Raw genomic sequence first — 14882 nt, forward strand, 5'->3', positions numbered from 1 at the left:
AAAGAAGGGTGACTCTTTGCAGTATAGGGAAAGCCTCTGCCGCAATGAAATGGATGATAGGTATCTCCTCTCTCCCCCTTCGTCGCTCTGGTATATCGCAGTGAGAATGCCTGCATATAACAGCGAGGAACTGCAAGCAAAAAAAGAGCAACAAAAAAGCCCGATACAGATCGGGCTCTTTGTTTAATGCAGCGGGATTATGCCGTGACGATTTTGACCAAATCGGCTGGACGGTAATAGATTGACTTCAATACTTTACCTTGACGAACCAATTTACCACCAAGGTCAACATCTTTACCGCATTTTGCGATGATGTAAGGGCCTTTCTGGCTTCCGACAATCTCTACACCTTGCTCAGCGTAATGCGCTTGAGTTTCTGCAAACTCTTGCTCATTACGGCACACTTTGCTCATGTTGCTTGAATGCACTTCATCCCAACATGCCACAAAATCAAAGCCCAAACGTTGTGCAATTTGTAGTAGCAAGTCAATCAGGTAGCTAATGCCAATATTCGCTTCTACCGTTGCATCGCCAAGGTGCACCAAGCGCCCCATCAATACATACACAGAATCGACAATCGCATCTGCCTGCTCAACCAGTGAATCCGCTTCCGCCAATTCTGTTAGCTCTTCAACAGCCAACGAGGTGTGTAATGCATCTGCCTGCGCATTCAAAGTCGCAGGTGATTCGATGTCCAAATCAAACGTCTCGCGAAACTCACGAATATCACGGTAAAGGTGATCGAATAGCGCTTGATCCAATACAGCCAGCTTCATGCAAAATTCCTTTGTCATCATCTCTAAGGTAAATTCATACCACCTTAGATTTTATAAAATACCCAGTCATGTCGTATTGAGCATTTACTCATACACATGCATCGCCAATTTTCTGGCGCACATTTTCACCCGTTTTAATCAACAAACGGGTAAAATGGAACGCGTGATTAGAATGCTTTCGGGGCGAAACCAGTCACTTCTTTCAGGCCCATTTCACGGCCTAATGCAGTCATTGGGTGTACCACAACCAAGCCTTTAACAGACTTTTTCAGCTTACCCATATCCGCTTGTTCAGCTTTCGTCAGTGCACGTTTGAATGCCAAAGACTTCACATCACCGCTTTGCTTAGAAAGCTGGCGCTGCTTCTGACCTTTCACTTGATTGATTTTTTTTGTAATAGTTTCAATCTCTTGCATTGCCTGACCAGCAATTGCCTGATCACCACGATCTTTTGCACCCGCCAATTTACGACGAAGCTTATCCAAACGGTTGTTCAGTTGCTGAAGCTCTTGCTTTAAATTCATGTAGTTACCTTAGTATTTACGACAACGTCTTGAGGCAAAATCTCAAGAAATATTGCTGAACAGGAGATTATATAACAACTCCTACCATTAAGGGCAGAATTTATTAACTTCAATTTTATCAGTAAGAAGAAAAATGCGAGGGAAACGACGATATGCAATCACGGGCATTATAGGTTACTTCATAATGTGAAGTGGATCACCCAGAGTGTCAAAAAGTCCTTTTATACTCCGTCAAATAAATGACGTACAAAGGATTATCTCGTTATGTGTCTAAATTGTGGAAAACCAGCATTCTCTCGTGTTAAGCGCCGTTTTATTGAAAAACACTTCACCCACAAGAAGTGCCAAAAGTTCCGTTGCCATAGCTGCCACAATATTTTCTTCGTTGACATCGGCAACCCTGTTGGCTCTTTCATTCCCGACGGCATGATCTGAATGTAACGTTTTCATGACGTAATGAACGTAAGCCGTTGATCTCGCCTAGTCATAGCCGCCTTCATTAAGATGTTTTATGATGAGGCCAATATGTCTGACATTAAGGCGATAACGACTATGATCATTGCAGGACACCGTGGCGCTGCCGCATTAGCCCCAGAGAACACGCTCGCGGGTATTCGCTTAGCTGCCACTACTGCCGCAACCGGCATCGAAATAGATACACAACTGAGCGCCGATGGTATTCCCGTTGTTTTTCACGACGAATCTGTCAAACGCTGTACCAATGGCTCGGGTAATGTATCTTCAATGACCTTGACACAATTACAAAGTCTCGATGCCGGTTCATGGTTTGATCCTCGATTTGCCGCGCAAACTATCCCCTCGCTGGAACAAGCGATGCAGCAATGTTTAGCGTCAGATCTCATCCTTAACCTCGAACTCAAAATACACCACACGCCAGAATCCATACCATTGGTGAATGCCGTCGCGGCATTGGTTGAACGCATCCATTTCCCTGCGGATAAACTCATCCTTTCCAGCTTTGAGATCGCGGCACTGGAACAATGCCAGCGTGTCTTGCCCGATGTACGCCGAGGCTACATCTGCGAAGACTGGTCTGCGAACCAATTAGATACCCTGCAACCACTCGACTTGTTCAGTGTCCACATGGATCATCACATCCTGACCCCGGCCATTGCGACTTCCATTAAAGCTGCGAACCTGCAGTTACAAATCTGGACCATGAATGATCCTATCCAGAAGCAACGCTTCGCGGACATGGGCGTGGATGTGATCATCACGGATTGTCCGGATCAGTTCTAACGGCCTGTTATCTCTATTAACGACCAGTCACCGCTTAAGGCGTCCCTTTCGTTGGCTTAGCAGCCCTCATGGACGCCTTACGTGACACGCCCGATAACCAATTTCTCTCCCTGTTTTGTGCATTCCTGTGTACTTTCACTTATCTCTGAGCAGCTTATCTGCTGCCGTTACCCTGTCATTTTATGCTAATTGCACAATTTACCGGCAATTACCGTAAAATAGTCCCCACAGCTCGCTATTATTCATCTATAATCACCGACCATATTTTTGTCAGGCTCAGCCGTCTGCTTTAGGAAATAAGAATGTCATTTGCAGCACAAAACTTTTCTCAGGACATTGTCCGCGCCCTTACTGAGTGCGGCTACGAGAAATTAACCCCAATCCAACAACAAGCGATTCCACATGCTCGTCGAGGAAACGATATTCTTGCCAACGCACAAACCGGCACTGGCAAAACTGCAGCGTTTTCTCTGCCAATCATCCAGCAAATTCTGGACACACCAAAATCACGCAGCCGTTGTCATGCTCGCGCATTGATTTTGGCGCCAACTCGTGAACTGGTTGCTCAGATCGCGAAAAACATTCAAGACTACAGCAAGTACACCGACCTGAAAGTGGCAGCCATTTACGGCGGCACAAAAATGTCTTCTCAGGAACGCGTACTGGAGCAAGGTGTCGATATTCTTGTTGCAACACCTGGCCGCTTGATTGAGCACATGGAACTGAAAAACCTGTTCCTGGCGAACCTTGAATTCTTGGTTTTCGATGAAGCTGACCGCATGCTGGACATGGGCTTCGTTTCTGCTATCCGCACTATCATGGCGGATATCCGTAACCACCCACAAACCATGCTGTTCTCTGCGACTTTCTCTAGCCAAATGAACGTACTGGCTGGTGACATTCTGCGTAAGCCTAAGCGTATTTCTGTTAGCCCAGAGAATGCTACCGCTGACACCATTGCTCACGTGGTTTACCCGGTAGATGAAGATCGCAAACGTGAACTGCTGTCTGAACTGATCGGTAAGAAAAACTGGCAGCAAGTACTGGTTTTCGTGAACTACAAAGAAACCGCGAATGAACTGGTTAAAGAACTGAAACTGGACGGCATTAAAGCGGTACTATGCCACGGTGACAAAGCACAAAGTGCTCGCCGTCGTGCGCTTGATGAGTTCAAAGAAGGTAAAGCACGTGTGATGGTTGCGACAGAAGTGGCTGCACGTGGTCTGGATATTCAAGGCCTGCCTCACGTAGTGAACTACGACATGCCATTCCTGGCGGAAGACTATGTACACCGTATCGGTCGTACTGGCCGTGCAGGCCTACAAGGCCACGCCGTGTCTTTCGTTAGCCGTGATGAAGAACTGACGCTAGTTCAGGTTGAAGCGCTGATCAAACAACGTATTCGCCGTGTAGAGCTAGCCGGTTACGAGCCAAAGAGCCGTGATGCGCTACTGGATAAAATGCACAACAAACCAGCCTTCCGTGATCGTCGTGGCCGTACCAACAACCCGACTGAGCAGCAGTCTGACGCAGAGCGTCGTGCTCGCCTACGTCGCGCGGTACTGAATAAGTCTAAAATCACCAAGCTGAATAAGTAATTGTCAGTCAGTGAGCGTGTTTGGCACTCTATGTTAAACACGTAAACGACATCTTCAGAAAAGGTTAGCCATTGGCTAACCTTTTTTATTGCAGTGTTATGGCTGTTTTAAAGCGATACGTTAAGGAATCGCTCCCCGTGATTGATCTCCACAGGCAAATCATGTTGTCTCTTCAGGGCAATCTACTGCACTTGTATGTAAGCCTTAAATGGCCCGCCGGGGATGGAACTTGAAGTCGCAACGGCAAAAGATGCCCATTTCGCGCCATCTTGCATCGCTTCATCAATCGGCTTATCACTTAGCAAACCATGTATCACGCCCGCCGCGAAAGCATCACCGGCCCCCGTGGTGTCGATCACTTCAGTATTCACAGCAGGAACAAAGACAGAATCATCCTGACTGTATGCGGTCGCCCCATGCTCACCGTCTGTCACAATAAAATAGCGCAGAGACTGACCGGCAACCGACACGCCGTATTCCCACACCGAGCAGTCTGATTCTGTCTGATGCCCTCGCTCACGATGTGCCGTCAAATCTGACTTCGAGGTTATCAGAACATGGCATGGTCGATGCTCTTCACCTTTCGGGAGCTGTGCTACCACCAGCAATGCATGCTGAGAGTCGTTCACCGCTGCTTGCGCCCATGATTCCACCCCTTCCGCTGAGGTATTAATATAAAGTGCATCCCATTGAGATAACGCTGGCACCTTGCCCAACACAAAGCGAGGCCGTTCTGGACGGATAATGGTACGTTCCCCGTCAGGTGTCATCAGCAACATCAACTCGGGCGTGACGATATCATTACGGTGTAACAAACCACAGTTGAGCCCCTGTAGGCTCGCTTCGGCCAGCAACCAATCCGCTGTTTCATCGCGCCCAATTTGACTGACGAGCGCCACATGGTGTCCCGCCCAGACTAAACCTAATCCGGTGTTCGCGCCGCCACCGCCCAAACGCCGACCCAAATCACGATAATGATGACGCCCACCGGCTTGCAAAGGTTCTTCCAATGCCAGAACACGATCGCAATTAAGGTTTGCTAACAACATAATGTTTGCCATCCCGAATTCTCCTTACCCAGATTCCTTTCTGCATTCTTTGCCCAACATCCGCTGATGTGAGCTTATGATCTGATTTTAGGATAAAAAAAACTGCAGCGATTTCGCGCTGCAGTTCATTTCGTCATTATGCCAATACGGACTGATTTTTAACAATAATCACTGTAAGGGTTCGCAAAATTCAACGGAATAGCGTGACCAAACTGAGATAATTGCACACTCTCTTGTGACAGGGTCACTGATTGCTCATCCATCACACTCTCGCCAAAGTGGTAACGGATCACTTCTTCACCCTGACACGCCGCACGATCGTTCGCTGCTGCTTGTGCCGCTACCTGCTGATGCTTTTCTGCATAAGCGGCCATGGCCAACTCACCGTATTTTTTCTCTAGCATACTGAACGTCTGCTGAGGAGACAGCACCAGGCCAGAAGCGTTATTACCACCAAACCCTTTGGCGTTCAGGATCACCGCTTTCATGGCTTCCCCTTTCTCACCGGCATAGAAATGCTCAGTCAGAATGTTCAGGTTAGACTGGTGAACGTCATCTGCAATCTGGTCAATGGTCTGAATCCCCGGGATCCAGCCGTACTGCCATACCCCCAGAGAGGCAATTAATTGATCGCCCGGCGCACAACTCATGGAGTGGCCAACATAAGACTTAATCGCCGCGACCGGCCACTGATCAATCTCAAAAGTTTTGGCTACTTCATTCAGAATATGACTCTCTGTCACACGGTTCTGTGGGGTACCGGTACCATGGGCTTGCACATACGTCTGCTTCACCCCTTCAGGCCCCAAAATGGCTTTTGCCAACGCCGCCGCTTTTGCAACCGTCACATAGTTACCCACACCCGGTGCCGAGATAGATTTTTTATTGGCATCAGCATTGATAAACACATCCGCTACCGAGCCATACACATTGGCACCCAGTTCCAGCGCCAATTCATCATCCATCAACACCACAAATTGTGCCGCTTCGGCCATGGTAAAACCGGCATTCTCAGCAAATGGACGGCATGCTCGGCGGTTGTCGACCACATCACTGTTATCAAGTGCCTTCAATTGCGCATCTTCCGCCAAAGCGCCCATCACTCGGAAACCTTCCATGATCTCTGCCACAACAGGAGCTTCCGCATTACCTACAATGGCTACTCGTGAATGTCCCTGCTGGATATCATTCATACCTTGACGCAGGTTATACAAGAAAGTGGCACACGCGCCCATGTTGGTGCCTGTGGTACCAATACTATTGATCACATAACCATTAATGAAGTCCGCTGGCATTTCAGCTAACGAGAGTGCCATCATCTTGGAGCTGACACGGCCACCGGTTAGCGGAGCGGCTAACATGCCAGACAATGAATTTTCATCCACCTGTGCCAACGCACTGCCCGCATACACAGAGACTTGATCCGGCTCGATGTGTTGCAAAATGGTGTCCCAATCCATCCCCAATGAATTCAAGGCATCTGACGCACCATAGATGGTCAGGCTTAAACCACGTGGGTGAAAACGGGATTGATAGAGTTTGGCTGGGTCAAAACCAGTAGGAATATTACCGCCACTGGTGACAGGAAATGACACGCGATCTTCAAGCAGTGCACCCAGCTCACCCGTTACGGTGATAGTGACTTTACTGCCTTGCTCTTCCACCTGCCAATTGTCCGGAATACGGTTTGGCAGTTTGGATTTACGTAACGTAAAAGTGATCGTATCACTGCTTTGCAACGAGGCTTTGTATTGATAAAGCAAATTGTCCGGATCAAACGATTCGATACGACGGACTAATGTACCCGCCTTAATTGCATCAATGATGTCCGCATTCAGACTGTCAGTCTCTGACAACCCCATACGACGGGCCAAATCCTGCCAGGTTGACGCCATGTCTGCGTCAGATAAAACGTCCGACACCATACGCTTATAACTGTGAAAGCCTGAGCTACGCCCTGCAGCGTTCATGCCACCAAAACCGACAATCAAAGGTAATTTCATCTTTATCAAACCCACTTAGCTTCCTTAATGCCTATAGATTACCGATTTACACTGTTCATTCACCTGTCATTTGTGCCATTATGACCGCCATTCAGGCCAATTATAATCAACAGACATGAACATTGGGTTTCTCCTTTATGAACGCGCCTTGATCACAGGGATCTCATTGGCGGCAGAAATGCTCTCTAGTGCCGCCAGCCTGCGCCCCCGCCTTGAACAGCGGCAAACGCCCTTTAGTATCAAATTGATAGCCCCCAAGCTGGCTCCCACTAAAGTGACAGCGGGTCTGCGTTTGCAGCCTGATATCACCTACGACGATGAACAGCTGTTCGATATTTTGATTTTGCCACCCATGTGGGGCAATCCCCTGCAATCGATCCGACGTGATCCGAAGATCATTCCTTGGTTAGTAAAACAACATCAAAAAGGGGCCAAGCTGGTTGCCACCGGCACAGGCGTACTTTGGCTGGCAGAAACAGGGTTGCTTGATCACCAGGTCGCCACCACACACTGGTATTACTACGACAATTTTGCCGCGCGTTATCCGAACATCACGCTGAACCGACAGGCGTCCATTACCGCAGCAAATAACCTATTCTGCACTACCAGTATTAACTCGCAATCAGAGATGATCTTGTATCTAATCGCCCAGTTGTTCGGACAACCTATCGCCAATACCATTGAAACCCATTACGGCCACGAGATTTCAAAAACCAGCCAACAACCTTTCTATCAAATCGGTGGGCAATTGCAGTTTGATGAATCCATCGCACTGGCACAGGAATGGATGAAGCGTAATCTCTCCCATGCTATTACGGCACAGAGTGTGGCCGATCACTGTGGTATGCCGCTGCGCAGCTTTAATCGTAAATTTACCGATCAAGTCGGTGAAACGCCGCATCAATACCTGCAACGCCTTCGTTTAGAATCGGCACAACAGCTTCTGCGTGATGTGGGCATGTCGGTGCAAGATGTTGCAGAACAGGTGGGTTACAAAGATGCCTACCACTTCTCTACCCGCTTTCAAAAACACTTTGCTATTACACCGACACAATACCGTCGCATGGTAAAAGCCAAGACCTACAAGCCTTAACTTCCCTTTACCACGCACAACAGTGACAGCGTCACAGAATGTGAAATGCACAGAGATATATGCTAAACAACTGATATGTCGCTGATTTGAGACAGCTTGCAAGGCGCATTCCCGCCTAAAATCACAACGTCATAGTGATTATGTTGTGATGCGTATGAAAACTGTCAGCCCTCTATCCCGCTGTTTGCCCGGTACGGTAGGCACTTTGCTTTCCATCGGATTGATCCTGCTGCCTGTGTGTGGCGTACAGGCCAAGACGGCTGTGAATGATCACCGTCACCCGACGAGTAAAGTGAGCAGCAGCGAAAAACAGTGCCGCCTCGACATTTACCATTTGGTCAAAAAGGAGGGTCGTTCCTTTCGTCCAAATCTGCAAATTGCCTTCATCACAGATAATCTCTATCGCCAACGTTATGTCGCAATGAAAACCGGTATCTCCCACCCCACTGGGTTTGAAAATATCAGCTACTACCGCTCTGGCCAGCCCATTGAAGTGTTCACCGCCAACTGGCGCAATAATGGCACCAAACATACCGTATCTCGTCTGGTTATTCTGGGGGGAACCAGCGATAAGCAAGCCTTTGATGTGCTGTCAGGATTAATGAAAACCGATCAAGGTCACTTCGAGCTGCGCGACAATGCCAATCGCTATCGCCTTAATGCGAATCGAAATGACATTACTGCATTTTTTACTTGCCTCAATGATTACTATCACGAGTAAAACAATACAACGCCGTTCATAACGCAAGTTTACCCATCACATTTCCACTTTTTAACTCACTTTAAATGTGTGAACCCACTCGCATTTTGTGATCGACATTCCAACTTTTACCCGACTCGATAAATTTCATCATAGAAAACAGCATGCCTGCCGATAAAAACGAACAGTTACAGTGTATTACCTCTCCCTCTGCCCATGACGATGTAAAGGAAAGTGCAGTGAATTTTTCCATGAAACATAAACTCTGCCTCACATTTGCCTGTATCATTCTCGCCATTTCAGCCGTGCAAAACTGGCTGTCCAGCGAACGTATGACTCGCGATGCGGAGCAATCAACACAACGCGCCGTCTCTTCATTGAGCCAATCGGCACTAACCAGCATCAGCCACTGGTTGGAAAACAAAGCGGCGATCACCCAATCCGTGATCCCTGCCTTTGATCATCAAGCAGCGCCTATTGATGCATTGGCGCAAACCATGAATGCGGGCCAGTTTGATTTGGTTTACGTTGGCTTACCCACCGGTAAAGTCATTCTGAGCAAAGCAATCTCATTCCCAGCGGATTACGATGCCCGTGAACGTCCTTGGTATCAAAAAGCCAAAGCAGAAAACCGTACCATCATCACCTCTCCGTACATTGATGCGTCATCGAATAAACTGGTGGTGACATTAGCACGCCCGTTTAATGCCTCGATGAATCAAGGTGTGATTGCGGCAGATGTATCGATTGATACGCTGGTGAAAGATGTATTGGCAATGAATCAGGATGGCATGTTCGCGATGCTGATCGATGCCGACGGCAACATCATTGCGCACCCTGACGCTTCGCTGGCACTGAAACCCGCCACCGGTCTGAACAGCACTTTGACGACAAGTACTATTGAGTCAATGAGCCGCAATGACGCCCTAACAACCATGACCATCAGTGGCGTAGAAAGCTTGGTGCAAATCGGCCAGGTGCCTGACACTCAATGGTACTTTGCGCTTGTGGTGAATAAAGCCAAAGCCTTTGAACAAGTCGATGAAGCGTTGTTTGATGCACTGATCGGGACAATCATGCAAGTCGTGATTGTTATTGCTGCTGCGCTGTTTTTCGTGGGTCGCGCCCTTAAGCCGTTAGAGCAACTGACGGACGCCATGCAAGATTTATCACAAGGCAACGGTGATTTAACACGTCGCCTTGATTTCACTCAGGATGATGAAATTGGTCACTTGGGGGGGCATGTGAATGCCTTCATTGAAAAGCTGCATCATTCCGTGTCCGGCATTGCCAATTCCACCAGCCAGCTGTCTGAGCAGGCCAGTGTCAGCCATGCGATGGCAGAACAGAACAGTCAGGCCATTCAAATGCAGCTAGGTGAAATTGCACAGATCGCGACCGCCATTCACGAGATGTCTGCAACGGCACAAGACGTGGCTAACCATGCCGAACAAACCGCCAGCGCAGCGGTGGCATCACATGCGAACTGTAATGAAGGTAAAGCGGTGATCACCCGCAATCAGGCATCCATTACCCAACTGGCGCACCATGTTGAAGATGCCGCAAGCATTATTCAGGAATTGGAAAACAACGCGCAAGAAATCAATGCGATCCTTTCAACTATTCAGGGTATTGCAGAACAAACGAACTTGCTGGCACTGAATGCGGCCATTGAAGCAGCCCGTGCCGGTGAACAAGGCCGTGGCTTTGCGGTGGTTGCCGATGAAGTCCGTGTGCTCTCTCAGCGCACTCATAGCTCTACGGTTGAAATCCGCTCAATGATTGAAACCCTGCAACGTAACACGCATAACGCCGTCACCACCATGCAGCAAAGCCAGGACATGGCGACCGGAAGTGTGGAAGAAGCGAATAATGCCACGCTTGCTCTGGAGCAAATTACCGCATCGATTCAGTACATTTCTGATATGGCGACTCAAATTTCCAGCGCGGCAGAAGAGCAACGTGCCGTCTCGGAAGAAATTAGCCGAAATACGCAAGCGGTGAATGATGTGTCTGAACAGCTATCGACGGATGCCAAAGAAACACAGGTACTGGCACAAGATCTAAACAGCATTACGCAGCTCCTTACATCGGAAGTGAATAAGTTTAAGATCTAACTCGATTCACGATGTTAAAGGCTACACAAAAGCAAAACGCCAGCATCTCTGCTGGCGTTTTTTATTCTTTCGCGCTTTGTGTGATTAACGTTGTCTCACTAAGACAATACACAAGCAACGTGACATTAAGCGATTACGCTAAACGATGGTGAGTCGATTGATGCGGACGCTGGCTGATGTCTTCGTATTCACCGTCAATCGTTGTACCTTGATGACCTGCACCACCTTCATAAGCGTGGGTATTGAACCCTTGTTGCTGCATCGCTTCTTTATAAGCCGCATTCAGTTTTCTTTTAATGAAGGGCTTGGCAATCAATGCACCTAATCCGATAAACAAACCCATTACAGCCGCGAAGGTGACGGTAAAGAAACCCAAGACAAGTGCAATCACACTAGCAATCATGTTTTTCATAGCTGACCTTTGATTCATCTTTATTTTCATTGTTTGCAGTCTATGCCAACGAAAATGAACCATAGATGAACGACACGTTTATTTTTGTTCAGGTTCGATGCTCTTCGTCCTCTTCCTGCACCAACGCCTGCCACCTGAACAGCCGCACGCGTGCCATCAATCCAATGCCATACTCACTCCGACAGAAATGGTGTACGCAGAAAGATCATCGTGCCACAGCAAACTGCTGGCTTCGGCGTACCCATACCAATCTTCATTGAGCGCCCCTGAAATACCTAAATGCATACGCCCGTAAAAGTTGTCATCAGAATCGACAACAATGGGCAAAATACTGCCTGAATGGTTCGATTTCAGCTGTGAGATGACCCGCTCATTACCGCTGGCAATATCATAATGCACATACCCTTTAGCATAGGGTTGAAACATCCCTATGGGGGTACGTAAAGGGTGTGACACACTGACACCAGATATCAACATGGTCGATTCCAATGCATCGACATCATCAATTTTAGAAATCAGGTAATTGTTATTGGCTAAGGATAAGCGCTCTGAGTAACGATCCGGATCCGACAAGGTATATTGCACGCTACTTTCCAACGCCACATTCAGATAATTGTACTTAAACACGTAGCCCGTACCCACCGAGAACACCCAGATATCGGAATCCGCCTCATTGGCATTGTTCACCACGGAATCCGTATACAGCGTCACTTGGCGTTCGATGTCGGTATCCATCACAGCGTAACTGGCCGTGAAATCAATGTACCAGGCATCTTGGAAATAGCTGAAGTAGCCAGAGGCCACCATGCCATCAATTTCCGTATCACTGCTGTCATTCAACGGCTTATAAAAAGGCAGGCCGAGTGTTAACCCAAACAGGTAATGCTCACGGAATAAATAATCTCCCCCCAGAGTCAGTGAATAACCGCTGTATTCCTGCTCTTTACCTTTGCTGTAAGGACTGTCGTTCAGTGTGGTGGTATCGACCCGCATAAAGCCACCAACCGCACTCTGAGATGACGGGCCAAGAGGATTTTTATTACCAGAGGCAATGGCATTGTTAACAGGGAGCGCATACCCCGACAAGGATTCGGGATAGAGCGTGTTACGATTAACGGAAGTACGATCAACCATGCTCGCACTACGCAGACCAGCACTTGAATTAGTGCCAAGGCGCGATCGCACCTTTCGGTCGATTTTATCGCCCCGAACATGACTCGCGAGCCCTTTTAGTTCCGATACCGCAGCATCCATTTCAGCAGAAAGTCTGTCACTCAGTGTTGCATCGTCCCCTGCGCACACTGTCGCAGAGGCCATCAAGCAGGCAGCCGACGTCGCAATAGACGCCGCTGAAGCTACCTGCTTCAAAGACATTGACATAACGCCCCCAAAATATGTATTACCACTTTCTGTTCTTGTAATGAAATCGTGAAAGTGTCTTGCGATTCAAACTGACTCGATCAGTATAGGTAGCGGGGGTATTGTCACTGTCCCAAAAAATATACATCTGCACATTTCACAGCAGGCTGTGCATGTTTTATGAGGGCTTCTGGCCACTGAGATGATGTCACCACTCACCCTCTTATCACAAAGATGAGCTATCCGCATGATTTAAAATGAAATAATTATGCCCAGCACGGTGCGATATTCTGCTTTGTTATCCACGGGTTCTCCATAAAACATTTCCTTATATACACAAGCGATGTTATGCCTTGTCGTTTCAAGCAGTGACATACCACGCTTGATTGACACTTCGTTCTATAATTAAGGCGGTCAAAAGCAGACAGAAGATATGACGATGAGATATGGATGGATAATGTCATTGGTACTGTTAAGCCAGACTGTCATGGCTGACGATATGGTCGAACAAGCAGCAACCGATATTTGTCAATGCCTGAAAGAACCTTATGAACATGCCGCAAAGGTCAAAGCTGCGCTCTCGGACGCAAAAGCCAGTGGCAGTTTATCACGCATCACGGACACGCAAGATGACATGATGGCCGTTATTAATGCCGCAAAACTCTGCATGGAAAATGTGCGCAGCCGCTACCCGGACATAAAACATGACACGGCATTACAAGAAGCAATCCTCAAACGTACCGAATCGCTGTGTCCTAATCCTCTCAGTTCGCATCCCCCTGTCTCTTCTGGCAACGCCCCCCGTTCCCCCGGCATCACTCCAAGCAGCAATCTCAGTAACAACACCAGCAGCAACGAGTGAGGAAATGCGATTTAATCGCGAGTTTTCGTACTCGAAACAAAAGTGTGATCAAGTCATATTTCACCAGCTAGAGCCGAATGTTAATGTAATGTTGAAACGGTAATGAGAGGATATGCTTATGAACAGGTCAATGCTAAAACCCGTGAAATGGCTTACTTTTCAACTGTTTTTCCACTATCGGCACTTCTTTCAGCTCACCTACTACCCGATTCTGGCGGTATGTATAGGCGCAACGGTGCTCAATATGGCGTTGATGCTTCCGTTTAGTAACGTAGAGGCGTCACCATTGGCACTGGTCGTGTTTATGTCATTCAGCTTGTATTGGGCGGCAGTAAAACGGTACTACACACACATTCTTGCTTGGTCCGATCCCCGTACCAATAAGAATACCGTGCATGTGCTAAAGCGAGTAAGCGAGTAAGCGAGTAAGCGAGTAAGCGAGTAAGTGAGTTTACAAGCTCGAAGGAAGACAATTCAAAAGCAAAGTAGAGTGTCACGCACACCGAGACGTGACACTCTCTGTCACATCATTAAGACTTGATCGTTACTTTTTCAATGATGATCGGTTTTTTCGGCACATCTTCATGACCACGTTTCTTGCCAGTGCGCACTTTAGCAATGGCTTTCACTACATCCATACCCGCTGTTACCTGACCAAATACGGTGTAACCCCAGCCTTGATTCGTGGTTTCAGTGAAATCAAGGAAACTGTTGTTCGCCAGGTTAATGAAAAACTGCGCAGTGGCTGAGTGTGGCGCATCTGTACGTGCCATAGCAATAGTACCAACCATGTTCTTCAGACCACGGTTTGCTTCATTCACGATAGGATCACGGGTTTCTTTTTCCGTCATATCCACGGTGTGACCACCACCCTGAATCATGAAGCCTTGAATCACACGGTGAAAAATCGTGCCTTCATAAAACCCATCCTGACAGTACTGCAAAAAGTTCTTACACGTCACAGGCGCTAGGTCCATGTTCAGTTCAATTTCAATATCGCCAAGATTGGTAGTAAAAATGATCATTTGATGTAATGCCGCTCAATATGAGGAAAGAAAAATGAGCGCGGAGTGTATCACTGAACAAAGTCACAACGAAAGCTTCAATACATTTCATCGTTAATACGCAT

General features: G+C 47.7%; 14 protein-coding genes. 7 read left to right on the forward strand and 7 right to left on the reverse strand.

Annotated features, from left to right (window positions below):
* Positions 1 to 197 precede the first annotated feature (197 nt).
* Both ABT58_RS06815 and ABT58_RS06820 read right to left on the reverse strand, forming a co-directional pair.
* Positions 198 to 776, reverse strand: a complete 579-nt coding sequence (locus tag ABT58_RS06815; RefSeq protein ID WP_047873535.1) for a nucleoside triphosphate pyrophosphohydrolase family protein — start codon at positions 774 to 776, stop codon at positions 198 to 200.
* A gap of 167 nt (positions 777 to 943) precedes the next feature.
* Entirely contained in the window at positions 944 to 1300 is a 357-nt protein-coding gene (locus ABT58_RS06820) for a YibL family ribosome-associated protein (RefSeq protein ID WP_047873536.1), read from the reverse strand.
* A gap of 555 nt (positions 1301 to 1855) precedes the next feature.
* Between ABT58_RS06820 and ABT58_RS06830 the strand changes: the two genes are divergently transcribed.
* Positions 1856 to 2560: a glycerophosphodiester phosphodiesterase family protein gene (locus ABT58_RS06830; protein WP_047873677.1), complete on the forward strand. Its 705-nt coding sequence runs from the start codon at positions 1856 to 1858 to the stop codon at positions 2558 to 2560.
* A gap of 302 nt (positions 2561 to 2862) precedes the next feature.
* Positions 2863 to 4158 (forward strand): DEAD/DEAH box helicase, encoded by a 1296-nt coding sequence (locus tag ABT58_RS06835; RefSeq protein WP_047873538.1) that lies wholly within the window; start codon positions 2863 to 2865, stop codon positions 4156 to 4158.
* 182 nt (positions 4159 to 4340) lie between these two features.
* Here ABT58_RS06835 and ABT58_RS06840 read toward each other — a convergent pair whose 3' ends face one another.
* Positions 4341 to 5219 (reverse strand): PfkB family carbohydrate kinase, encoded by an 879-nt coding sequence (locus ABT58_RS06840; RefSeq protein ID WP_047873539.1) that lies wholly within the window; start codon positions 5217 to 5219, stop codon positions 4341 to 4343.
* 146 nt (positions 5220 to 5365) lie between these two features.
* Complete coding sequence (locus ABT58_RS06845; protein WP_047873540.1) at positions 5366 to 7210, reverse strand: beta-ketoacyl synthase; 1845 nt, start codon at positions 7208 to 7210, stop codon at positions 5366 to 5368.
* Positions 7211 to 7325: 115 nt separating this feature from the next.
* Here ABT58_RS06845 and ABT58_RS06850 point away from each other — a divergent pair, with 115 nt between their 5' ends.
* From ABT58_RS06850 to ABT58_RS06860, 3 genes are all read left to right on the forward strand, one after another.
* Positions 7326 to 8303: a GlxA family transcriptional regulator gene (locus ABT58_RS06850; protein WP_047873541.1), complete on the forward strand. Its 978-nt coding sequence runs from the start codon at positions 7326 to 7328 to the stop codon at positions 8301 to 8303.
* 154 nt (positions 8304 to 8457) lie between these two features.
* Complete coding sequence (locus ABT58_RS06855; RefSeq protein WP_047873678.1) at positions 8458 to 9024, forward strand: hypothetical protein; 567 nt, start codon at positions 8458 to 8460, stop codon at positions 9022 to 9024.
* A gap of 230 nt (positions 9025 to 9254) precedes the next feature.
* Positions 9255 to 11120: a methyl-accepting chemotaxis protein gene (locus tag ABT58_RS06860; protein WP_205625308.1), complete on the forward strand. Its 1866-nt coding sequence runs from the start codon at positions 9255 to 9257 to the stop codon at positions 11118 to 11120.
* Between the two features lie 133 nt (positions 11121 to 11253).
* On the opposite strand, the gene ABT58_RS06865 is transcribed toward ABT58_RS06860, so the two are convergent.
* Both ABT58_RS06865 and ABT58_RS06870 read right to left on the reverse strand, forming a co-directional pair.
* On the reverse strand, positions 11254 to 11532 hold the full coding sequence (locus tag ABT58_RS06865) for a hypothetical protein (protein WP_047873542.1): 279 nt from the start codon (positions 11530 to 11532) through the stop codon (positions 11254 to 11256).
* Between the two features lie 156 nt (positions 11533 to 11688).
* Positions 11689 to 12912, reverse strand: coding sequence for an autotransporter outer membrane beta-barrel domain-containing protein (locus ABT58_RS06870; protein WP_082210992.1), 1224 nt, complete (start codon positions 12910 to 12912; stop codon positions 11689 to 11691).
* 436 nt (positions 12913 to 13348) lie between these two features.
* On the opposite strand from ABT58_RS06870, the gene ABT58_RS06875 reads away from it, so the two are divergent.
* Together ABT58_RS06875 and ABT58_RS06880 are read left to right on the forward strand one after the other, a co-directional pair.
* The gene (locus tag ABT58_RS06875; RefSeq protein ID WP_053063006.1) at positions 13349 to 13753 is read left to right on the forward strand and encodes a hypothetical protein; all 405 of its coding nucleotides are present in this window, start codon (positions 13349 to 13351) and stop codon (positions 13751 to 13753) included.
* A 118-nt stretch (positions 13754 to 13871) separates the two neighbouring features.
* Positions 13872 to 14174, forward strand: coding sequence for a hypothetical protein (locus ABT58_RS06880; protein ID WP_146147174.1), 303 nt, complete (start codon positions 13872 to 13874; stop codon positions 14172 to 14174).
* A 109-nt stretch (positions 14175 to 14283) separates the two neighbouring features.
* Here the strand turns inward: ABT58_RS06880 and ABT58_RS06885 are convergent, their stop codons facing one another.
* On the reverse strand, positions 14284 to 14778 hold the full coding sequence (locus ABT58_RS06885) for a peptidylprolyl isomerase (RefSeq protein WP_047873544.1): 495 nt from the start codon (positions 14776 to 14778) through the stop codon (positions 14284 to 14286).
* Between the last annotated feature and the right edge of the window lie 104 nt (positions 14779 to 14882).

It is taken from the genome of Photobacterium aphoticum (assembly GCF_001029435.1).
GTDB classification, from domain to species: Bacteria; Pseudomonadota; Gammaproteobacteria; order Enterobacterales; family Vibrionaceae; genus Photobacterium; species Photobacterium aphoticum.